Source organism: Gordonia sp. HS-NH1 (assembly GCF_001418765.1).
Lineage (GTDB): Bacteria > Actinomycetota > Actinomycetes > Mycobacteriales > Mycobacteriaceae > Gordonia.
The window spans coordinates 111798-133807 of record NZ_LIYC01000008.1 but is presented as its reverse complement, the minus strand read 5'-3'; the positions used below and the strand labels follow the sequence as shown (position 1 = coordinate 133807).

15 protein-coding genes are annotated in these 22010 nt (G+C 68.0%); 8 read left to right on the top strand and 7 right to left on the bottom strand.

Annotated features, from left to right (window positions below; translation table 11 throughout):
• Positions 1 to 15 precede the first annotated feature (15 nt).
• On the bottom strand, positions 16 to 4137 hold the full coding sequence (locus AMD30_RS08535; RefSeq protein WP_055475366.1) for a bifunctional nitrate reductase/sulfite reductase flavoprotein subunit alpha: 4122 nt from the start codon (positions 4135 to 4137) through the stop codon (positions 16 to 18).
• A gap of 240 nt (positions 4138 to 4377) precedes the next feature.
• Here AMD30_RS08535 and AMD30_RS08530 point away from each other — a divergent pair, with 240 nt between their 5' ends.
• From AMD30_RS08530 to AMD30_RS08500, 7 genes are all read left to right on the top strand, one after another.
• Positions 4378 to 5064: a response regulator transcription factor gene (locus AMD30_RS08530; RefSeq protein ID WP_010843502.1), complete on the top strand. Its 687-nt coding sequence runs from the start codon at positions 4378 to 4380 to the stop codon at positions 5062 to 5064.
• Between the two features lie 2 nt (positions 5065 to 5066).
• Positions 5067 to 6596 (top strand): sensor histidine kinase, encoded by a 1530-nt coding sequence (locus AMD30_RS08525; protein ID WP_231632663.1) that lies wholly within the window; start codon positions 5067 to 5069, stop codon positions 6594 to 6596.
• A gap of 201 nt (positions 6597 to 6797) precedes the next feature.
• Positions 6798 to 8294, top strand: coding sequence for a trypsin-like peptidase domain-containing protein (locus AMD30_RS08520; protein WP_014925889.1), 1497 nt, complete (start codon positions 6798 to 6800; stop codon positions 8292 to 8294).
• A 137-nt stretch (positions 8295 to 8431) separates the two neighbouring features.
• Positions 8432 to 9100, top strand: coding sequence for a MogA/MoaB family molybdenum cofactor biosynthesis protein (locus AMD30_RS08515; RefSeq protein ID WP_010843499.1), 669 nt, complete (start codon positions 8432 to 8434; stop codon positions 9098 to 9100).
• A gap of 704 nt (positions 9101 to 9804) precedes the next feature.
• A complete protein-coding gene (locus tag AMD30_RS08510; RefSeq protein ID WP_055475333.1) occupies positions 9805 to 10446 on the top strand; it encodes an MspA family porin in 642 nt (213 codons plus the stop codon).
• A gap of 71 nt (positions 10447 to 10517) precedes the next feature.
• Positions 10518 to 11204, top strand: coding sequence for an MspA family porin (locus tag AMD30_RS08505; RefSeq protein ID WP_010843497.1), 687 nt, complete (start codon positions 10518 to 10520; stop codon positions 11202 to 11204).
• A gap of 188 nt (positions 11205 to 11392) precedes the next feature.
• Positions 11393 to 13237: an ABC transporter ATP-binding protein gene (locus AMD30_RS08500; RefSeq protein ID WP_055475332.1), complete on the top strand. Its 1845-nt coding sequence runs from the start codon at positions 11393 to 11395 to the stop codon at positions 13235 to 13237.
• Here AMD30_RS08500 and AMD30_RS08495 read toward each other — a convergent pair.
• The 3 genes from AMD30_RS08495 to AMD30_RS08485 form a co-directional block, all read right to left on the bottom strand.
• The gene (locus AMD30_RS08495) at positions 13216 to 14196 is read right to left on the bottom strand and encodes an alpha/beta hydrolase (RefSeq protein ID WP_014925891.1); all 981 of its coding nucleotides are present in this window, start codon (positions 14194 to 14196) and stop codon (positions 13216 to 13218) included. The two genes, AMD30_RS08500 and AMD30_RS08495, sit on opposite strands and share 22 nt — an antisense overlap.
• Before the next feature lie 62 nt (positions 14197 to 14258).
• Positions 14259 to 16169 (bottom strand): ABC transporter ATP-binding protein, encoded by a 1911-nt coding sequence (locus tag AMD30_RS08490; protein WP_055475331.1) that lies wholly within the window; start codon positions 16167 to 16169, stop codon positions 14259 to 14261.
• Complete coding sequence (locus AMD30_RS08485; protein WP_055475330.1) at positions 16162 to 17925, bottom strand: ABC transporter ATP-binding protein; 1764 nt, start codon at positions 17923 to 17925, stop codon at positions 16162 to 16164. Before AMD30_RS08485 ends, AMD30_RS08490 begins: the two co-directional genes overlap by 8 nt.
• Before the next feature lie 1396 nt (positions 17926 to 19321).
• Between AMD30_RS08485 and AMD30_RS08480 the strand changes: the two genes are divergently transcribed.
• A complete protein-coding gene (locus AMD30_RS08480; RefSeq protein WP_055475329.1) occupies positions 19322 to 19945 on the top strand; it encodes a hypothetical protein in 624 nt (207 codons plus the stop codon).
• A 56-nt stretch (positions 19946 to 20001) separates the two neighbouring features.
• Here the strand turns inward: AMD30_RS08480 and AMD30_RS25700 are convergent, their stop codons facing one another.
• From AMD30_RS25700 to AMD30_RS08465, 3 genes are all read right to left on the bottom strand, one after another.
• Positions 20002 to 20130 (bottom strand): hypothetical protein, encoded by a 129-nt coding sequence (locus tag AMD30_RS25700; protein WP_269432767.1) that lies wholly within the window; start codon positions 20128 to 20130, stop codon positions 20002 to 20004.
• A 142-nt stretch (positions 20131 to 20272) separates the two neighbouring features.
• A complete protein-coding gene (gene mscL, locus AMD30_RS08470; protein ID WP_055475365.1) occupies positions 20273 to 21109 on the bottom strand; it encodes a large conductance mechanosensitive channel protein MscL in 837 nt (278 codons plus the stop codon).
• Positions 21110 to 21286: 177 nt separating this feature from the next.
• On the bottom strand, positions 21287 to 21958 hold the full coding sequence (locus AMD30_RS08465; RefSeq protein WP_055475327.1) for an SAF domain-containing protein: 672 nt from the start codon (positions 21956 to 21958) through the stop codon (positions 21287 to 21289).
• Positions 21959 to 22010 lie beyond the last annotated feature (52 nt).

Genomic DNA, 22010 nt, shown 5'->3' with positions numbered 1-22010 from the left:
GCGGTGGGACGGCCGTCAGTACACGTCCCGCACGTACCGCTTGTCGGCCGCGAGTGCCTTGACGTAGGACTCGGCACTCGCGGGGGAGCGCCGGCCATACTGCGCGACAATGCCTTTCAGTGCGGCATCGACGTCCTTGGCCATCCGCGTCGCGTCCCCGCAGACGTACACGTGCGCGCCGTCGTGCAACCACTGGTAGAGCTCTTCGCCGTGCTCGCGCATGCGGTCCTGGACGTAGATCTTGCGGTCCTGGTCGCGGGAGAACGCCACGTCGAGGCGGGTCAGCAGTCCGTCGCCGAGCATGGTCGTCAGCTCGTCGCGATAGTAGAAGTCGGTGGCCGAGTACTGCTCGCCGAAGAACAACCAGTTCTTCCCGTTGTGTCCCAGCGCCTCCCGTTCGCGCAGGAACCCGCGGAACGGGGCGATGCCGGTGCCGGGGCCGATCATGATCATCGGCGTGTCGGGATCGGCCGGCGGCCGGAAGTGGGTGGTGGAGGTGACGAAGACGCCGACCTCGTCGTCGGCACGGTCGGCGAGGAAGGTCGAACAGACACCACCCCGCGGCGTCCCGAACCGGTTGTACCGCACCGCCGACACCGTCAGCTGCACTTCGTCGGGACTCTCCAGCGGGCTCGACGAGATCGAATACGACCGCGGCACCATCGGCTTGAGGACGTGCATCCATTCCTCGACGTCCGCGGAGACGGGATGATCGGCCAGGACGTCCACCGACTGTCGTCCCCATGCCCACTCGTTGAACTGTTGCTTGTTCCCGGCGGCGATGAGGGTCTTGAGGTCGGCGGAGTCGGAACGGTCGGCGACGAAGCGGACGAGATCGGGTGTCACGCGGGCGAACTCGATCCGCTCGCCCAGGGCCGCGTGCAGGGGTAGGTCCTCACCCGCCACGGTCACCGACGCGTCGGCGTCGAGGCCGGTGCGCTCGAGGAACTCCCCGACGAGTGCCGGATCGTTGCGCGGCCACACGCCCAGTGCGTCACCGGCCTGATAGGACAGGGTGTCCGCGGGGAGTCGGAACCCGAAGTTGCGCACGTCTTTTCCGGACCCCTCGGCGTTGAGCTTGACGTTCCGCACGAGCGAGGTGCGCAGCGGCTTCTTACGCGAGTAGGCCGGCGCGGAACGCACCGACGGTGCCGCTGCGGAGTCGGCCGGTTCGCTGACCACGGTCACGCGGTCGTCGGTCATCCCGGAGGTGGGTGCCCGGTTCGACATGCTGATCGCGCGGATGACCTCGGTCAGCCAACCGCCCGCCGTCTCCTCGAAGTCGGGTTCGCAGTCGACACGCTCGAGCAGTCGCCGACCTCCCAGTTCGCCGATGCGTGTGTCGAGTTTGCGTCCGTGTCCGCAGAAGTCGTCGTAGTTGGAGTCGCCGAGCGCCAGCACCGCGTAGTCCACCCCGGACAGGTCGGGTGCATCTTCGGAATTCAGGGCGTCCCAGAAGGACGTGCCGTTGTCCGGTGGGTCACCGTCTCCGGTGGTCGAGGTGACGAACAGGGCGGTGCCCTTCAGTTCGCCGACCTCGACGTCGTCCATGGACCGGGCATCCACCCGGAGCCCACTGGCCTTCACCCGTTCGGCCGTTTCCACGGCGAGCTCTTCGGCGTTGCCCATCTGGGAGGCCCACAGCACGGTCACGGTGTCGGTGTCGGTGCCGGGTTCGGACGGTGACGAATCGTCGTGGGGGAGGCCCGCATCGGGTGCCGCCGTGCCGCGGGAGTACAGGCCTGCGAGTACGCCCGACGCCCAGATGCGGAGCTCGGCGCCCAGTGGCGCATCGGCCGGCAGGACCGGAGTGCCCGAGGGGGACGCGCCCATCCCGGCCGCCAGCCCGGCGAGGTAGAGCCGCTCGGTCGGGGTCATCGCGGGCGCCGCCACGTCGGAAACCCCCAGTGCCTGAGCGAGTGTCGTCGACCCGGCGGCGGCGGCCGGCACCACGTCGGTGTTCCCGCGCGCACCCGGCACCCGGATCAGGGTCACCGCGCACACCTTCAGCTCCGGTTGCTGCGACAGCGGGTCCACCGCATCGGAGGTGACGGCGTTGATCGCGAGGTGCTCACCGAAGACGTCGTTCCAGTGGAACGGTACGAAGCAGTTGCCGGGCCGGACGCGGTCGGAGATCCGTGCGGGGAGTACCGCCCGGCCCCGCCGCGACGCGACCTCGACCTTGTCCTCGGCCGTGATGCTCAGCCGGGCGGCGTCGTCCGGGTGTATCTCGACGAAGGGTTCCGGATTCAGTTTGTTGAGCTTGGCCACCCGTCCGGTCTTGGTCATGGTGTGCCACTGATGGGGCAACCGGCCCGTGTTGAGCAGGAACGGATAGTCGTCGTCGGGCATCTCGGCCGCGTCGATGTGGGGACGGGCGAAGAACTGCGCGCGGCGGGTGGCGGTGGCGAAGGCCAGGCGCGGCACCGTTCCGTCGTCGAGGCGGTGCAGTGTCTGGCTGCGACCGTCGTTGAGATACCGGATCGGGTTGCGGGCGCCGGTCTCGGCCGGATCGGGTTCGTCGTCGGACGCCGGTGGGCACGGCCACTGCATGGGCGTCCGGCGCAGCCGGTCGTAAGTGACCCCGCGCAGGTCGTAACCGGTGTTCGGGTTCGCGAACCGCCTGATCTCCTCGAACACCTCCTCGGCGCTCGAATAGTCGAAGGCGTCGGCATATCCCATCTCGGCGGCGATGCGTGCGATCATCTGCCAGTCCGGGATCGCCTGTCCGGGTGCGTCGAGCGCGGGTTCGAACAGGGTGAGGTTGCGTTCGGAATTGACCATCACACCGGTCGATTCCGACCACAGCGTCGCGGGGAGAACTACGTCGGCGTACTGGTTGGTCTCGGTCTCGACGAAGGTGTCCTGGGTGATCACGAGGTCGGCGCGTTCGAGACCCTCGATGACCGTCTTTCGGTTGGCCACCGAGGCAACGGGATTGGTGCAGATGATCCAGCACGCCTTGATCTCGCCGTCGGCCATTCGCCGGAACATGTCGATGGTGCCGGCACCGACGTCGGCGCGCAACGTCCCGGCCGGGACGCCCCAGATGTCCTCGACGTATTCACGATCGGCCGCGGACACCACGGCGCGCTGGCCGGGTAGGCCAGGACCCATGTAACCCATCTCGCGGCCGCCCATGGCATTCGGCTGTCCGGTCAGCGAGAACGGCCCGCTGCCGAGGCGGCAGATCGCGCCGGTGGCGAGGTGGAGGTTGATGAGCGCGTTGGTGTTCCACGTCCCGTGGGTGGACTGGTTGAGGCCCATCGTCCAGCAGCTCATCCAGTTGGGTGCGCTCCCGATGAGCTCGGCGGCGGCCCGCAGGTCCGATGCCGGGATGCCGGTTATCGACTCGACGACGTCGGGCGGGTACTGCGCGGCGAACTCGGGTATCTGGTCGAAGCCGTCGGTGAAGGACGCGATGAAATCCTCGTCGGTGTGGCCGTTCTCGATCAGCAGATGCAGCAATCCGTTGAGGAAGGCGAGATCGGTACCGGCCCGGATCTGCAGGAACAGGTCGGCTTTGTCGGCGGTCGCGGTGCGTCGCGGGTCGACGACGATCAGCTTGGCCCCGGCCTTGACCCGGTCCATCATGCGCAGGAACAGGATCGGGTGACAGTCGGCCATGTTGGCGCCGATGACGAGGAAGACGTCGGCGTGATCGAAGTCCTGATACGACCCGGGCGGCCCGTCGGACCCCAGCGACAGCTTGTATCCCGTCCCGGCGCTGGCCATGCAGAGCCGCGAGTTGGACTCGATCTGGTTGGTGCGCAGGAACCCCTTGGCCAGTTTGTTCGCCAGGTACTGCGCCTCCAGGGACATCTGACCCGAGACGTACAGGGCCACCGCGTCGGGCCCGTGCTCGTCGACGACGGTGCGCAGGCGCCGAGCGGTGTCGGTGATGACGGCGTCGAGCTCGGCGGGCCGGAGCTGACCGCCGCGGTCGTCCCGGACGAGGGGAGTCGACAGCCGCCCACCGGCCGCGAGCATGTCCGCGGTGGTCGATCCCTTGGTGCACAGGCGCCCGAAGTTCGTCGGATGATCGGATCGTCCGACGGTCTTGGTGACCCGGTCGGAGTCGTCGTCGAGCTTCATCTCCATGCCGCAGCCGACGCCGCAATAGGCGCACAGCGACATCACCGATCGGGACACGACGGATCGAGTCGGGGCGGGGATGGTCACGGGTTCCAGCGTCGGAGGTCGATGTTTCGCGACCCGTAGCCCGGCGTTACGCATCCATCAACTTGACCTCACAGGACTCGGGCCCGGGTGTGAAAGGACGTGAGAACCGCAGGTGAGCGCCGACACCGTCACGTGAACGGACGGGTTTCGGCGTTGCTCAGCCGGATCTCAGCCGGGGTGGATAAGACTGTATCCATGCGCATCCTCGTGGTCGATGACGATCGGGCCGTCCGGGAGTCGTTGCGACGGTCGCTCACCTTCAACGGCTACAGCGTCGAGACCGCAGGCGACGGCATCGAGGCACTCGAGAAGATCCTGGCCGACCGGCCCGACGTGGTGATCCTCGACGTCATGATGCCGCGGCTCGACGGGCTCGAGGTGTGCCGCCGGCTCCGCTCCGCCGGTGACGACCTTCCCATCCTGGTGCTGACCGCACGCGACTCGGTGTCCGAGCGGGTGTCGGGTCTCGACGCCGGGGCCGACGACTACCTACCCAAACCGTTCGCGCTCGAAGAACTCCTCGCCCGGTTGCGGGCGCTGCTGCGCCGTGCCTCGCCCGAGGACGACGCGGATTCGGAGACCCTGACCTTCGCCGATCTCTCGCTCGACCCCGTCACCCGCGACGTCACCCGCGGCGAGCGGTCGATCAGCCTGACCCGCACCGAGTTCGCCCTCCTCGAGATGCTGATGGCCAACCCGCGTCGGGTGCTGTCGCGCAGCCGCATCCTCGAAGAGGTCTGGGGATACGACTTCCCGACGTCGGGCAACGCCCTCGAGGTCTACGTCGGATATCTCCGGCGCAAGACCGAGGCGGACGGCGAGCCGCGACTGATCCACACCGTGCGCGGTGTCGGATATGTCCTCCGGGAGACGCCGCCCTAGTGATGGGGAAGTCGTCGAACTCCGCGTCGCCGAAGGCGCGGGATCTCCTCCGCGACCGTCTGACCCGGGCGCTCACGGGGCACAGCGCCGGTGACGGATCCGATGAGAAGGAGATGCGGGCGCCGATGCCGCTGATGCGGGCGGTGTCGCTGCGCACCCGTGTGACGATCCTGTCCGCGACCGTCGTCCTGGTCTCGGTGAGCCTGATGGCGGCCGCTGCCTACTTCGTCGTCTACCGCGCGATGTACAACGACGTCGACCAGCAGCTGGAGAGTCGCGCGGACGGGATGGCGGCACTCGCCCGGGCGGGGGTGCTGCGTTCGCAGCCCGAACAGCTGGTGGCCGGAACGGTGTTCTCCACGAACATCTCCATCGCGCTGGTGACCCCTGGCGGCGAGACGTACCTGATCGGCCAGGTCCCGTTCGACGACGTGGAACGCGGCATCGTCCGATCGCCGTCGGTGCCCGGTTCCACACAGCAGAGTCTGCGCACCACGCGCAACCAGCGCGTCCTGACACGCAAGCTCGACGACGGCAACACCCTGGTGCTGGCGCAGAGCCTCATCCAGACCGACCGGGTGCTCAAACGCCTGGCCTGGGTGCTCTTCGTGGTCGGCTGTGGCGGGGTGGCGCTCGCGGCCCTGGCCGGCACGACCGTGGCGCGCGCCGGGTTACGCCCGGTGGCACGGCTCAACCGCGCGGTCGAGCGGGTCGCCCGAACCAACGACCTGACGCCGATCCCGGTCACCGGCAACGACGAATTGGCCAAGCTCACCGCCAGCTTCAACGCGATGCTGCGCGCGCTCGACGAATCGCGGGACCGGCAGGCGCGTCTCGTCGCCGATGCCGGGCACGAACTGCGAACACCGTTGACCTCGTTGCGGACCAATCTGGAGCTGCTGATCGCCGCGAGCCGGCCGGGTGCCCGGGCGGTGCCCGAGGACGACATGATCGAGTTGCGCGCCGACGTGGTCGCGCAGATCGAGGAATTGTCCACGCTGGTGGGCGATCTCGTCGACCTCGCCCGTGAGGACGCTCCCGAGGTGGTCTACGAGGAGGTCGACCTCGCCGAAGTCGTGGAACAGGCCCTCGAACGGGTTCGACGGCGCCGCAACGACGTCGAGTTCGAGGTGGATCTCTCCTCGTGGTTCGTGTTCGGCGAGGCGCACGGCCTGTCGCGTGCGGTGCTGAACGTGCTCGACAACGCGGCCAAGTGGAGTCCACCGGGCCGGACCGTCCGTGTCGGTCTCACGCAGGTCGGCATGTCGAGCGCACAGCTCACCGTGGCCGACGCCGGCCCCGGAATCCCCGAGGAGGACCGCGGTCTCGTCTTCGAGCGGTTCTATCGGTCGACCCAGTCGCGGTCGATGCCGGGATCGGGCCTGGGACTGGCGATCGTGCGTCACGTGGTCGAACGACACGGCGGCACCGTGGTGGCCGACACCTCGCCGCTCGGGGGAGCGCTGATCCGGATGACCCTGCCGGGCCGGGCAACTGCGGCGGAACCATCCCCGCAGGTGATTCGTCAGTAGAGGAGAAGCGGGTGACATCGGAGCCGACGCGCAGCTGCAGGCGACAGCGAACGGCAATGTACTCACCCGGTGCGACCACTAGGGTTGACCGAAGGCGCAGTTCGGGTGAGCGGCCGAGGTGATCGGTCCCGCCCATCGGAACACAGAGCAGCACCGGCCATGAGACGAGCCCATGGCCGGACCGACGAGGAAGAGACGAAGATGACGACTGGCGGTTCGCATGGTGACGGTTCCTACGGGGGCGGTCAACAGGGCGGTGGTCAACACGGTGGGGGTCAACACGGTGGGGGCCAGCCGGGCGGGGGCCACCGCGCGGCACCCGGGAACGAGTCGTCACCGGGCGGTTCCTACGGTCCGCCGTCCGGGTCCTTCCCCGCGCCGGGCGGCCAGCACGGCTACCCGGGCGGCACTGCGCCGACATCGCCCTACGGCCGGCCCGGCACGAGTCCGTTCCCGCCGCAGGGTCAGTACGGCCCGGGCCCCGCATACGGACAATCGGGTCCGACCCCGTTCGGTGCACAGCCCGGCTCCCAGCCCGGCTTCGGAGGCCAGGGCGCGGACGGGTCGCCCGCCGCACCCGCCAAGAAGAAGGGTGGCGGACGCCTCGTCGCCCTGGGTGTGGGCGCACTCGTCCTGGCGTTGGTCGCGGGCGGCGCGGGTGGTGTCGCCGGATACAACCTGGCCGATTCCGACGGCGGTTCCAGCACCAGCAGCGGCCCGCTGGGTGGCGATCCCGGCAACAGCAACACCGCACCGGTCGCCGCGCCGGCCGGCTCCGTCCAAGAGGTCGCGGCGCGGGTGACCCCGTCGGTGGTCTCCATCGAGGTCGCGTCCGGCGGCGCGATGGGCTCCGGTTCGGGTGTCGTCCTCAGCGACGACGGCGTCATCATGACGAACAACCACGTCGTCAGTGCGGGGGGTGACGGCCCGGCGTCGAGGGTCGCGGTCAACTTCGCCGACGGTTCCCGGTCCGAGGCCCGAGTCCTCGGCGCCGACCCCATCTCCGACATCGCGGTCATCAAGGTCGACCGCGATGACCTGACACCGATCACCGTCGGCAACTCGAACAACCTCGCCGTCGGACAGGACGTGATCGCCATCGGCTCGCCGCTCGGGCTCGCCGGCACCGTCACGACCGGGATCATCAGCGCACTCAACCGACCGGTGCTGACCTCGCGCGACCCCGGAACCAACACCACCTCGGTCATCGACGCCATCCAGACCGACGCGGCGATCAACCCGGGCAACTCCGGCGGTGCACTCGTGAACGCACGTGGCGCCCTGATCGGGATCAACACCGCCATCGCCACCCTCGGCGGTGCCGAGCAACAGGCCGGTGGCAGCATCGGACTCGGGTTCGCGATCCCGATCGACCAGGCCATCCGAGTGGCCAGGGAGCTCGAATCGACCGGCAAGGCCAGCCACGCCAACATCGGGGTGTCGGTGCGGCCGAGCGGAGCATCCGACGCGCCGGGTGCCGTCGTCACCGCGGTGACTCCCGGCGGCCCGGCGGCAAGCGCGGGCATCCCCGACGACGCGGTCATCACCAAGGTGGACGACCGCGTCATCTCCTCCGGGGACGCCCTCGTGGCCGCGGTCCGGTCGCACGCCCCGGGCGACACGGTCACCGTCACCTACGTGGACAACGGAGCGACCAAGACCGCACAGGTGAAGCTCGGGACGCTCGAGGTCGGCTGACCGGCGACAGCAGGCGGAATCGCGTCCGCCGGCCGAACAACTGCATCGAGGAGGCTGCACCGACGCCCCACCCGGGCGGCGGTGCAGTGCAGCACGAACAACCGTTTCGACGGTCACACCCATAGAAAGGGCCTGTCATGTCCGACGCCGCTTCGCGCACACCGGGTAACACCGCCGTCTCCGCCGAGACCGACCTCGACGAGAACGCACTCAACGTCCGTCTCGCGGGCGGTCCGGGTCCGGTCGACCCCGCGGACGTGGTCGCCGCCGACGCCGCGGCGCGTGAATTCGTCGCGCGTCACGAGCAGGCCACACATCGCCCACAGGGTGAGGAGATCGGCCGGGCGCTGGTCGTCGTGGTCGACGACGAGGCGGCTCATGGCGAAGACCAGCGTCTGCTCGGCCCCCTCGTGAGCGAGTTGCTGGCCGAGGCCGGATTCCACGTCGACGCCGCCGTGGTCGTCTCCGGGGACGAGGTGGAGATCCGCAACGCGCTCAACACCGCGGTGATCGGTGGAGTGGACCTCGTGGTGTCGGTGGGCGGGGTGGGCGTCGGCGCCCGGGATGTGACGCCCGAGGCCACCGAACCCCTCCTGGATCGACGTCTGCGCGGTATCGAAGAGGCCGTCCGCAGCTCCGGTCTCGCCGCGGGAGCCACCGACGGCGGACTTTCGCGCGGGCTGGCTGGAATCAGTGGACAGACTCTCGTGGTGAATCTGGCGAACTCACGAGCGGCCGTGCGCGACGGCATGGCAACCGCGGCACCCCTCGCCAAACACGTGATCGAAGCGATCAGCGAGTTCTGAGCGGGTCGTAGCGAGGGCCCGTTTTCGGCAGAAAAATCTGTTCAGCAATGCGAAGAAAATCCCAGGTTAACTCGTGACAAATCCCTCTCTTCTGGACGTCTGACCCGATGACGACCGAGCCTTCAGGCCCCGAAAAATCCGCGATGAGCAGCGATGATGACGCCGCGCAGCACCGAGCTGCGCGGCGTCGTCGACTCGACGCGGTGTTCGGAGACGACCTCCCTGAACTGACTTCAGATGAGAGTGACGAACATCACACAGGGCGTTCTAAGGAATGGTTCGAAGCCCAGCGGCCGCCTCACCACGGCTGACGGGCGGCTCTTGGCACGTATGCACAGCAGCGTGTTTTCCTGTCGTTAACTTTCGGTGTTCTATCGCTGGCGGATTGAACATTCACTATGGTGCGTGGCCTGTTCGTGACACGCTCGAGTCCTCCTGTTGCCCCACTTGAGACCGCTCCGATAACGTTCGGCTCGACGACACGCCGGTCCCCAGAGTCGGGGACCGGGGGTAGTCCTGCGATCTGTCTGCGAAGGCAACGCAGCAACGACCAGGAATTCGATGGATTCTTAACGACAGCTAAGACATGCGTAAGAGCACGCTTAGTGGTAACTGTGTGGAAGCCCATCGAACGTCGAGGGTCATGACTTGCGGGTGTGAGTGCATTCCGCGGGGTAACAGCCGAATCCTGTGAGAGGGAACGAATGAGCAAGTTCAGCAAGCTTGGGCTGCGCCGCGCCGCGGGCGCGGTCGCGATCGCCTCGGCCGCGGTCGTGGGCCTGGCCGGCATGGGCGTCGGCGAAGCGGCAGGTGCGCCGCTGCCGAACGGTTACAAGAACGCCACCGGCATCGACGGCGAGTCCATCCAGACGTGGCGGACCGGTGAGGCCTCCTACCCGATCCCGACCGTGGCGAACAACCCCGCGTCGCGTGGCTTCGTGATCTCGGGTACCTACACCGCCAAGGCATCTGCCGGCGTCGGTGGAAACCTGGCCGTGAAGTACATCGTCGGCTGCCAGGTCGACGTCAGCGGCATCACGCTGGACCTGAGCGGCGCGATCAGCCTGTCGGCCACCACGCTGTCCGGTGAGCTCGGCCTGCCGCTGGCTCCGGGCCAGGTCGCGGTCGTCGACATCACCGACAAGGACTTCTCCGATTCGGGCGTCGCAGCCATCCAGCTGTCGCAGCTGTCGTTCAACCTCAACAAGTGCGGCGGATACGCCTCGGCTCGTTCGGCCGTGAAGACCATCGGCGCCAAGGGTTACAGCACCGACGACGGTTCGCTGAGCGGCGAGGGCACCCTCATCCAGTCCACCCTGTACGGCAAGCCCTTCAGCATCGGTTGATCTGGGCGCAGATAACAAGCTCTACCTGACTTATCTGCCCTGAGCAGATCGATATTCCACGAAGGGGAATCATGAAGAAGAACATCACGCGTCGCGTGGTTGCGGCGGCCGGTCTTGCCGGTGCCGTCGCGATGGGCCTCACCAGCCTGGGTGCCGGTGGCGCCACCGCCGGTCCGCTGCCGGGCGGCACCATCACCAAGACCCTGGTCGACGGCACCCCCGTCACCGTCCAGCTGTTCGACGAGTACGTCAACGTGCAGCGTCCGATCAGCAACGTCCCCACCACCCGCGAGGTGTGGCTGTCGGGCAAGGTCCGGGTCACCGTCGGCGGTAAGGCCGAGGGCGGCTCGATCAAGGTCGGCTACGACGTCGGTTGCCAGGTCAACTTCGGCGGACCCGACGTCAGCGTTCCCGGTGTCTCGGGCGGCGTCGACTACAGCGACCCGTCGAACATCACCGCGGGCGGCGGTCTCGACGGCGACTCGGTCGGCGCCGGGGTCTCGCTCGGCCCGGGCGAGGTCAATCGTGTGTGGCTCATCAACGAGACCTCCGGCTCGGACACCTCCTACAAGGACTACGAGCTGAACGCCTACTCCTTCAAGGGACAGAAGGGCGGCGTGGCCTACAGCCAGCAGCAGTTCAAGGTCGAGAGCTGCGCCGGCTACGCCGCGGCTCGCGCCTTCGTCCAGGTGACGGTCAGCACCGACGCCGTGAAGGGTGTCGTTGTCCTCAACGGCAAGCACTTCAGCCTCGGCTGATCAACTCATTTCCACACCGCGGGGCGGGAATCCGAACGGGTTCCCGCCCCGCGGTGTTGTGTTGTCCGGCTGCTGCGGTGTCGCTGTGAGTCTCCTGTAACCGGCCGTCTCGCTTGGGTTTTCAACGGTCATCGGTCGTAGTCTCGGTCGCGGCGGTGCCATCCCGCCGGTGAGGAGCGAGGAGAGCAGTGTGCACCGCGACCGAATCGAGAACCGCTGACGATCTGTCAGCGGAGGAGTCGGGAGAGCGCGTGCCGGCGTCCGGTGCCCGGCCATCCGCACTGTCCGTGCCGGCGACCATACGTCGGTTCGCGCCCCTGCTCACCGGCTTACGGTGGCGACTTGCCGTCGCCGTCATCGCGCACCTCGTGCAGGTCGGCACCACGGTGGTCACCGTCGCGCTGTTCGGCCACATCGTCGACGATGTGCTCGTGGCCGGCGACCTGAGCGCGCTCGGAACGCCGATGATGGTCTGGGTCGGGATGTCGTTGCTCGGTGCGGTCTCGTCGTATGCCGGTGGAGTTCTCACCGGAGACGTCACCGAGACGGTTCTCCTGCGCCTCCGCGATCAGTTGTATACGCACACCCAGCGGCTCGCACCGCATGTGCGGAGCAGGTTCGGAGGCGGGGACCTGGTGTCGCGCAACACCGGCGACGTCGAGGCGATCGACAGCCTGTTGTCGTCGGGAGTGGTGGCCGGCGTCGTCGCCGCGGTGAGCGTGATCGTCTACGGGCTCGCCGCGTTCGTGACGAACTGGCAGCTCGCCCTGATCGCGGCGATCCTCGCGCCGCTGCTCTGGCTGATCGCGCGACGATTCGGTGGCGCGGTGAAACGTGCCTCGCGTCGGGAACGGGAGGCCGCCGGGCAGATCAGTTCGCTCGTCGCCGAGGGGATCGGCAACATGCTGGCGCTACAGGCCGACAATCAGACATCGAGTCATCGGCGCCGCGTCGGGGACCAGAGCCGACGATGGCGGGACGCCCGGATGTCGGAGTTGCGAGCGGACGCGGCGTTCGCAGAGGCGGTCACCGTCGTCGAGGTGCTGTGCATGATCGCGGTCATCGCATTCGGGGCGTGGCAGATCTCCGGCGGCGCTGCGCAATTGGGCACACTCATCGCCCTGACCGGTTATCTCGGGTACCTCTACCCGCAGATCCAGACGCTGGGCGGCCTGGCCGTCGAGGTCACCTCCGCGACCGCGAGCGCCGAACGGGTGGCCCAGGTCCTCGACGCACCGGTGGGGGCCGCCGAAGCCGGTGTGACCGAAACCCGGGTCACCGAGCCGACTCTCGCCGCGGGATGCTCAGGCTTGTCATCCAGCCCGGCGAGTCTGGTGCTGAGCGGAGTGTCTTTCACATACCCGGACAACGAGTTCCGGGTCCTCGAGGACGCCCACTTGGAGATCCGCGCGGGGGAGACCGTGGCGATCACCGGTCCCAGCGGTGCGGGCAAGAGCACCCTGGCCTACCTGCTGCTGCGTCTGTACGACCCCGATGCGGGCACGATCCGGTTGAACGGTACGGACATCCGCGAGCTCGACGTGGCCGGATTGCGGGCGCACATGTCGGTGCTGCACCAGCGGCCGGCCCTCATGCGCGGCACGATCGCCGAGAACATCAGCTTCGGCTCCGGATCGGCCACGCGGGCCGACATCGCCGCCGCGGCGCGGACCGCGGGTGCGGCCGACTTCATCGCGAGGATGAGCGGTGGCCTCGACGCCGAGGTCGTCGAACGCGGAGAGAACCTGTCCGGCGGTCAGCGACAACGGATCGCGCTGGCTCGCACGGTCCTCCGGAACCGGCCGCTGCTCGTCCTCGACGAACCGACCACGGGCCTCGACGACGACACCGTGGACGAGATCCTCGAAACCCTCGCGGGGGTCGCGTCCACCCGGACGACGATTCTCATCACCCACGACCGTCGGGTGCTCGAACTCGCCGACCGGCGAGTCGAGCTGCGCGACGGACGTTTCACCGATGTCGGACCGACCCGGATCGACGGGCTCGAGAGCTATCGCAGCGCGCGCTCGTAGAACGGCCACGAACGGTGCAACTGGTCCTGCCAGTAGAGCCATGAGTGGGTCCCGGCCGGCGGGAGGTCCACGGTCGCCGGGATGTTCAGCTGACCGAGACGATTGAGGAGCTGGACGGTGCATCCCAGCGTGGCACCCTCGATCACACCACCGACGACGATCTGGTCAGCCAGGGTGTCGAGGTCCTTCACGTAGCGCGGATTGTCGTACTGTCCGGGCAGGCCGCCGGCGTTGCTGATATAGAGGTTCTGGCCACGCAGTTTGGCGGCGTTGACCACGGGATCGTGGGCGCGCCAGCCGGCGCCGCCGTAGGGACCCCACATGTTCGTGGCGTCGCCGTCGCCGCGAACCTCCACGACGAGACGGATGTACTCCTGTCCGAACGGATCGGACGTCGTCGGACAGCCGCTGTAGGAGCCGACGGCCTCGTAGAGATCAGGGTGTTCGATGGCGAGATTGAGCACCGACGTCGCCGACGACGAGATCCCGCCGATGGCATTGCGGCCGGAGGTGTTGTAGGTGGCATCGACGACCGAGGGCAACTCCTTGCCCAGGAAGGTCGACCACTTGTGCACGCCGAGAACCGGGTCGCGCTTCTGCCAGTCGGTGTAGTAGCTGTACTGGCCGGCATTCGGGATCACCACGTAGAGGTTCTTGTTGCGGGTGAACTCGACGATGTCTGTCTTCTCCAGCCAGTTGGCCCGGTCCTCGCCACCGCCTGCACCGTTGAGCAGGTAGAGCACCCCGCGGGGCTTGGACTCGTCGGCCGGCTTGATCACCGTGAGCGGGACGTCGCGGTTCATGGCGTCGGAGTGCACCACGATGTCGGTGACACGGCCGGGCGAGCCGGCGTCGACCAGTCGTGGTGCCGCGCTCGCCCCGCCGGTCAGCGGGGCGACGAGCGAGACGCTGACGGCGATCACCGCGGCCATCCCGAGCCTGCGCAAACTGCTGTACACGTTTCCTCCTGATCGGGAGACGACGGACCGGTGATCCGACCCGCGCTGGCTCCTGCCTTCTGTCACGGGTTCGACCCCGTGTCCGGACCGTTCGGACTGCTGCCGTCCACACCCTCGTCGTCCCGGGTCGCGTCACCCGGACCGTCGTCCGGCGCGAACCCGCACCGCCGGGCATAGATCCCGCCCGCGGCGATCAGCTCCTGGTGGGTCCCCGCCTCGGCAATCACCCTATCGTCGAGCACCACGATCGTGTCGGCCAGCGCTGCGGCGGCCATGCGGTGGGTGATCAGCAAGGTGGTGGTCCCGGCGCGCAGCCGGTGCAGGGCGCGTTGGACGAGCAGTTCGGTACGAGGGTCGGCGGCACTCGTGGCCTCGTCGAGGATCAGGATCCTGGGCGACGCCGCGATCGCTCGCGCCACGGTGACCAGCTGTTTCTCGCCGGCACTGAGGTTCTCGGATTCCTGGCCGATGACCGTGTCGATGCCGTTCGGCAGCGCGGCGACGATCTGCGCCACGTGGCTGTCGTCGAGCGCGGTGTCCACCGCCTGGCCGTCGTCGATGCCGAAAGCGATGTTCTCGCGGACGGTACCGGTGAACAGCCAGGGCTCCTGGGTGACGACGGCCATGTCGGCTCGTACCTGTTGCGGCCCGAGTTCGGCGAGGTCGACGCCGTCGATGGTGATGGATCCGTGGCTGGGTGTGTAGAACGCCTGCAGGAGGTTGGTGAGGGTGGTCTTGCCCGACCCGGTGGTCCCGACCACGGCGGTGGTCGTGCCGGGTGCCATCCGGAAGCTCACCGAGTCGAGGACGGGGTTGTCCTCTTCATAGGCGAAACCCACGTCGTCGAAGACGACTTCGGGTGGGAGCTGATGGCGCCCGGACGAGGTGGGCACGGGCACGCCGGTGTCCACACCGGCGTCTTCGGGGGCCTCGAGCACCTCGCGGACCTTGCTCGCCGACACCGTTCCGGACTGCACCTTGGTGACGAAGCCGGCAAGTTCGCGGACCGCGCTCGTCAGCTGCTGCGCGAACACCACGACGACCTGGGCCGCGCCCAGACTCAGGTGCCCGTCGACCACCATGATTCCGCCGAGGACCGCGAGCACCAGGAACACCAGGGCGTTGACCGCGGTCAGAACCGAGGGCAACGAACCGCCGATCCACTGGGCAGAACGGATGGAGGAGAAGAGTCGGCCGTTCAGGTCGTCGAACCGGCGTGCCGCGGTCGGTTCGGCGTTGTACGCCTGCAGCATGCGCCGGGCGCTGAGCTCTTCTTCGATGTGACCCGTCAACGCGGCCGTGGTCGTCCAGCGGGCCTCGAGGTGCGGCCGGGCCCGGCGGGCGAGCAGGACCGCGGCCAGCGCCGACACCGGTGCCGCGACGAGGGCGACGCATGCCAGAACAGGTGAGATGACGAACAGCACGGCGGTGACGACGACGAGCGTCAGGGCGTTCGTCGGGACGGTCACCAGCACCGGCGCGATCACGGTCGCGGCGTTGTCGGTGTGGGCGGTCAGTTTGCTGACCAGCGAGCCGCGTTTGGTGTTCTCGAAATAGCGCAGCGGAAGTCGGTGGATCTTGTCCTCGATGCGCGCGCGGAGTCCGGCCACCGACCGCTGCACGGCGACGGTCAGCAGCTGGCCCTGGGCGAGTCCGAAGGCCGCCGCGGCCACGAAGACCCCGACCTGGACGGCCAGCAGGGTCCAGAGCAGTCCCCAGTTCATCGTCGCGTCGCCGACGGTGCCGTCGACGATGACGTTGGTGATCGCCCCGAACAGGATCGGCGCGACCACACCGGCGACGGCAGCCAGGATGGCGAAGAGGGAGATGGCAGCACCACGACCCCTGCTCAGGTCGAGCTGCCGGATGATCCAGCGCAGCGACCCGTCCCGGCCGGCGGGCTTCTGCGCGCCGGTGCGCGTCCGACCCCTGGCGGGTGCGACGGCCCGTGTCTGCGACCGCTGGTCAAGCATTGGTCACCGCCTGTGCGTAGGCGATCTCCCGATAGATCTCACTCCGCTCCCGCAAGAGGGCGTCGTTGCCGATGTCGACGATTCGTCCGGCGTCGAGGACGGCGATGACGTCCGCGCGCCGCACCGACGACACACGCTGCGCGGCGAGCAGGACCGTCGCGGCCGGATCGGCCCTGCGCAAGCGGTCGATGATCGTGGCCTCGGTGTCGACGTCGAGGGCGCTGAAGGGGTCGTCGAGGACGTACAGCGACGGGCGGCGGAGCACCGCGCGGGCCAGCGCGAGTCGCTGGCGCTGACCGCCGGAGAAGTTGCGGCCCTCTTGGGCCACGGTGGCCTCGAGAGCACCGGGGCGCGTCGAGACGAAGTCGGCGGCCGCGGCCACCTCGAGGGCGGACCACAGTTCCGCGTCGGTCGCCTCGGGGCGCGCGATCCGCAGGTTGTCCGCGATCGTCCCGGTGATGAGCTCGGCGCCCTGCCCCACGAAGGCGCTGCGTGCCCGAACCCATGCGGGCGCAAGGCCGGTCACGTCGTCGTCATCCCAGCGGAGGAGTCCCGACGTCGGGTCGGCGAACCGCAGGGGGAGGGACAGCAGCGTCGACTTGCCGCTTCCGGTTCCGCCGAGGATTCCGGTGACCGTGCCGGGTGCGCAGAAGAGGGACACCTGGTCGACGGTGGGGGCCTCGGCACCCGGGTAAGAGACGGACACTGCGTCGAAGACGATCGCGGGCGGCGTCGACGCCCCGCCGGTCTCGGGGTCGCCGGGGTCGAGGGATTCGGTGTCGAGCACCTCGGTGATGCGTCCCGCACTGGTCACGGCGCGCGGGATGACCCCGGCGATCATGGTCAGCAACGACACCGCCAGCAGGATCTGCGCGAGGTAGCCGACGGTGGCCGTGATCTGGCCGATCTGCATCTGCCCGCGGTCGACGAAGACCGCACCCAATGCGGTCACCGCGACCACGGCCAGGTTCGACACGACGGTGACCGTGGGGAGCATCAGGACTTGCAGACGACCCAGACGCAGGGCCACGTGGGTGAGTTCGTCGTTCTCGACCGCGAACCGGTCCCGCTCGCGGTCCTCGCGCCGGAAGGTCCGGATGATCGCGATCCCGCGCAACTGCTCACGCAGCACCCTGTTCACGACGTCCAGGCGACGCTGCAGCTGGGCCGCCCACGGCACCAGGCGCCGGACGAGGACGGCGACCAGGACGACCAGCACCGCGCCCGCGACCACGAGCACCGGAGCCATGCGCCACCCCTGCGCCAGCGACAGCACCAGGGCGCCGAACAGCATCAGCGGTGCGGTGACCACGACGGTGAGACTGATGAAGACGAAACCCTGGATCTGACCGACGTCTCCGGTGGAACGCGTCAGCAGGCTCGACAGGCCGATGGAGTGGACCTGCGGGTCGCTGAAGGCACTGATCCGGCTGTGCAGGCGGACGCGGAGGTCGCGCGCGGAGGTCGCCGAGATGTGGGACGCGAGGAAAGTGGCGCCGATCGACACCACCAGGTTGACGACGGCCACCACGACCATGAGGATGCCGACGCGTTTGATCGTCGCCACGTCGCCGCGCAGGATCCCGTCGTCGATGATCGCGGCGTTGAGTGCCGGCTGGGCGAGCGTGGTGAACACCGACGCGAGCTGGAAGACGAGGAAGCCGACACAGGCCCAGCGGGTTGTCCGGAGGGCGTCGAACAGGAGCGCGAGCAACGCGCGTACCTCATCCTTGCTCAGTGAGCGGGTGACGGGCATCTGGTGAGGCTACTCCGGGTCGTGGTGACGCTGGCGTACCGCGCGAAGGGGGATTGCGCCCCGACGTCCGGCTTCGGGGGACGCGGTCGTGAGTGGTCCGAAGTCTACATGCGACCGTTTCGCGCGGGACCGCACCGGAATCTCGTTGGCCGTTTCCTCCGCAGTATCGTCAATGGTGAATGAAGAACACTTAAATGCGTCGACTCATCCGGGAGATCAGGACCGACAAAAACCGCCCCGGGCCGGAGCTCGGGGCGGTTCGTCTCGGATCGAGATCTACACGGGAGCTTCTTCGGAACCCGATTCGATCGAACCCGTGACCAATTCGACGATTGCGTCGGTGATTGCGCCCTGGATGATGTCGGCCATGTGATCTCCTTCGTCGATGATGGACTGCCGGACGTGGGCGTCGATCGCATGCGAACGACGATCACGACGCCGACAATACGATATTCGATAATGCGGCGGTCAACAGGACATGGATTTTCCATGAACCGATTCGCAACAATCGGGTGCGACGAACCCGCATTTCTTTCAGATCTCGCACGCCCGAAAGCACACCGCCCCCGGCGCGGGCCGGGGGCGGTGTGGGAATCGGTGGATCAGTTCTCGGTCGGAGCTTCGTCCGACAGGCTGTCCAGGTCGCGGATGAGTTCGCTCAGGTTGATCTCGATACCGGTGGCCATGTGACTCTCCTTCTCATGGTGTGTCGATGATGGGGCGAACCCGTCTGAGGGGCACGCGAGTTCGCAGACTCCGCGGGGCACTCACGATCTGCTCAGACGGATGGTGCGGCCGAACGCGTCCGGCCGGTGTTCTTAGTCCTCGATCGGGACGCCGTCGCTGTCGAGCGACCCGGTCAGCAGGTCCTTGATCGCGTCGTCGATTCCTCCGCCGACTACTTCACCCATGGCAAACTCCTTCTTGTGTGGCGCTGATTCGTGTCCGTCGGCTTGTGCCGAAGGGCGGCGTGCGAACTCGTCGATATCGCGATGGCGATCCGGTCGACCGTGCACGCCTGAAATTCCGTTCTGGGAGCAAATCGCTGGTATACATGCAGCAATTCGCGTGGGGCAGAACTATTCGGCGGTGCCGTCCGAGCCGCCGCCTTCGTCGGAACCGGTGACCAATTCCTCGATGTAGAGGCGGATCCAGGAAATACTGATCGCGTCAGACATGCGAATCTCCTAATGGTTGTCGACGATCTGATTGTGTAGCGCGTTCGTTCCGTCCCGAGGACAGCAACGCGGCCGACATTACCGCACACCTCACCACCTGTCCTGACCAGAGACGGTTGAATTCTGGGTGAACCCATCTTCCGCTCGGAATGAGGAGCGGTTCTGCGAGCCGTGCCTGTGGTTGGCCGTTCGTCTCGCACCTGTGCTGGTATGAACCGGTGACGCAACGCCTGGAAGCTGCCGGCACGACGACTCGGCAGCTCGTCGAATCCGACCGAGAGGCAGCCCTCGACCTGCTCGAGGACGGTCTGCGTGAGGTGCCGGTCTACCGGTGGCTCATCGGCGACGATGCCCCGCCGGAGGCCTACCGCTGGTACGGGGAGATCCTCTTCATCGAGTACCTCCGCGGGTTGCACGGGGTGTTCGACTCCGACGGTGACCTGATCGCGCTGATCGCCGTGTCGGCCACCGACGATGAGGCCGGGCGGATCGACGACGATCTCAAGGAACGCACCAAGCGTCAGGTGAAGGCGATCGACGGCTTCATCAACCGCTTCACCGAATTGCAGCGGAAGTCCGAGGACGCGCAGGTGGCCGAGAATCCGATCCGGGTGATCTTCGCGCTCGTCCGGCCCGATCATCGCCGAGGCGGCACCCTCGCCGGGCTGGTCGATCCGGTCATCGAGCGCGGTCGGCGGGAACGGTTGCCGGTGACGGCGAGCACGAGCGATCCCCAGCTGTCGGAACTGTACGCGCGCAAGTGGAATGCGTTGGTGCGCGCGGAGTTCACCCTGACCGGCGGGCCGACGGTGTGGGTCCAGCGCGTCGATCCGCCTGCCTGAGCGAGAACGAGCCGAGCCCCTGCCGCGGGTGCGACAGGGGCTCGTGGTCGGGTGGGTCAGCTACCGAAGAACCACGGGAACGTCTTGGGGCGGGCCTGCGGGCGCGCCTGATTGCGCTGCTGCGGGCGCGCCTGACGCCGGTTCTGGGACTGCGGCCGGCGGTTCTGCGCGGGTTTGTTGGGCATTCGTTCATCCTGTTCTCGTTCGGTCGCACCGATCAGGGAACCGGTGCGGTCGCACGTTCCGGCGACGAATCCCAAAGTAGGGAGCCAACCTTCGGGTTCGAATGGTTCCGGCTGTCAGCTTCCTGGGAGACCGCGCCCGCTGTCAGCGCGAGTGGCGGCCCGGCGCATCCGGGCCCTCACCCGGGAAGTCGCCCGGGTACTGCTCACCGGGGTAGCCCGTGCTGGGGCCGGGGGGCGGGTAGTTGCCGGCACCGGGATAGTTCCCGGGCGGCGGATAGCTACCGGGCGCGGGCTGCGGTGTGGGATACGGCTGTCCGGACGGGCCTCCCGGCGGCGGTCCCTGCGGAGGGCGATTCTGCGGGGGAGCGGACTGGGGCGGAGCCGACTGGGGTGGAACGGATTGCGGGGGATTCGGGCGCGAGGGCGGACCCTGGGGTGACGGGGGAGTCGAGATGCGTTGTGTGGTACCGGCTCCGGCAGGTGCCTCGTACGGCGCGAAGGAACCCGATGGCGGACCGTAGGAGTCGCCGACCGGTCCGGCCGGATCGGTGAGATGCGCAGGCAGGTCACTCTCGGCCTCCGCCTTGGCTTTCGAGGTGCCCTCGGGGTCGAGTAGATCGCGGATCTCCGAGAGCAGCGCGATCTCGGTGACCTCCGCTTTCTTGCCGAAGCCGCCCAGCTCGGCGAGCTTGTTGTACGGCAGGATGATGATGAAATACACCACTGCGGCGATGATCAGGAAGTTGATCACGGCCGTGATGACGCTGCCGAGGTCGACGAATGTCGATGGGTTGTCCGTGATCTGGAATCCGAGTCCCTGCGCGGCGTCGGAGCCGACGGGGATCGAGTTGATGATCGGCTGGACGATGCCGTCGGTGAAGGCGGTGACGATCGCGGTGAACGCCGCGCCGATGATGACCGCTGTTGCCAGCTCGACGACATTGCCCTTGAGTATGAAGTCCCTGAATCCCTTGAGCACGGTGTGCGGCCTCTTTTCGGTGATGTCCTGCTCTTGTCCGGCGATTCTGTGCACGATCGGAGCAAATCCGACATGCGCTGTGCGAGCTCGTACTACCCTATCCACGATCGTGAAGGAACCGATCCATTTGAGTTGATTCGCGCGGCTGTGTCGTCACGCCGCGATCGGCGTGTGCGCTCAGTGCAGGACGACCGCGAGCGACGTGTCGAGCCCGGCCGCCGCGACCCGGTGAGCAGATGCGGCGTCCATGGCGAGCAGCACCGGGGCGGCTGTCGTGCGGCTGGGGGCGAGGCCGCCCGACGGCGAATCGGCGCCGTGGAGGGCGACCACCGCCCGCCGCGCCAGTACTTCTGCCTCCTCGGTCAACACATCCACCACATCGCCGGGACGGAGCAGCGACGTCACCGCGTCGTCCGACAGCCGGATCGGCACGAGGCGGGCATCGCGCATCCCGGTCAGGTCGGCAGGCAGATGCGAGGAGAGCAACCGCGTGTCGGTCAGCATCTCGCCGGCGCGGACACGTCCGGTCACCGTCCGCCCGACCGCCGGCGCCGCATCGGTCAGGACCCCGTCGGGGACGCTCGTGCCCGCGACCCTCCGCGGTTGCACGTCACCGGACTCGACGACCTGACCGGGCAACAGGTCGTGAGCGGCGACGAGGACCTCGACATCGCCGTCGGCGCGGGTGCCGGCAACCCCGACCACGACCGCGGCGACGACCAGGGCCGCCGCGGCGACGCGACGGACCAGGAGGTTGCGGGTCCAGCCAGGTCGCAGTGCGGACCCCAGCCGGTCGCGAAGGCGGGGGGCCAGCGAGGCACGGGATGGATGCGTCGACGCGGGAGGCATGGGGCGACGGTAGGTCCGTGCCCGGTGGTCGTCGGCTCTCGGTGCGGGCCTG

Coding starts and splice junctions, on each gene's coding strand:
- AMD30_RS08535 (WP_055475366.1), bottom strand. CDS start 4,137: ATGTCGCTGTGCGCCTATTGCGGCGTCGGCTGCGGCATGGAGATGAAG.
- AMD30_RS08530 (WP_010843502.1), top strand. CDS start 4,378: ATGCGCATCCTCGTGGTCGATGACGATCGGGCCGTCCGGGAGTCGTTG.
- AMD30_RS08525 (WP_231632663.1), top strand. CDS start 5,067: ATGGGGAAGTCGTCGAACTCCGCGTCGCCGAAGGCGCGGGATCTCCTC.
- AMD30_RS08520 (WP_014925889.1), top strand. CDS start 6,798: ATGACGACTGGCGGTTCGCATGGTGACGGTTCCTACGGGGGCGGTCAA.
- AMD30_RS08515 (WP_010843499.1), top strand. CDS start 8,432: ATGTCCGACGCCGCTTCGCGCACACCGGGTAACACCGCCGTCTCCGCC.
- AMD30_RS08510 (WP_055475333.1), top strand. CDS start 9,805: ATGAGCAAGTTCAGCAAGCTTGGGCTGCGCCGCGCCGCGGGCGCGGTC.
- AMD30_RS08505 (WP_010843497.1), top strand. CDS start 10,518: ATGAAGAAGAACATCACGCGTCGCGTGGTTGCGGCGGCCGGTCTTGCC.
- AMD30_RS08490 (WP_055475331.1), bottom strand. CDS start 16,169: ATGCTTGACCAGCGGTCGCAGACACGGGCCGTCGCACCCGCCAGGGGT.
- AMD30_RS08485 (WP_055475330.1), bottom strand. CDS start 17,925: ATGCCCGTCACCCGCTCACTGAGCAAGGATGAGGTACGCGCGTTGCTC.
- AMD30_RS25700 (WP_269432767.1), bottom strand. CDS start 20,130: ATGCCCAACAAACCCGCGCAGAACCGCCGGCCGCAGTCCCAGAACCGG.
- AMD30_RS08465 (WP_055475327.1), bottom strand. CDS start 21,958: ATGCCTCCCGCGTCGACGCATCCATCCCGTGCCTCGCTGGCCCCCCGC.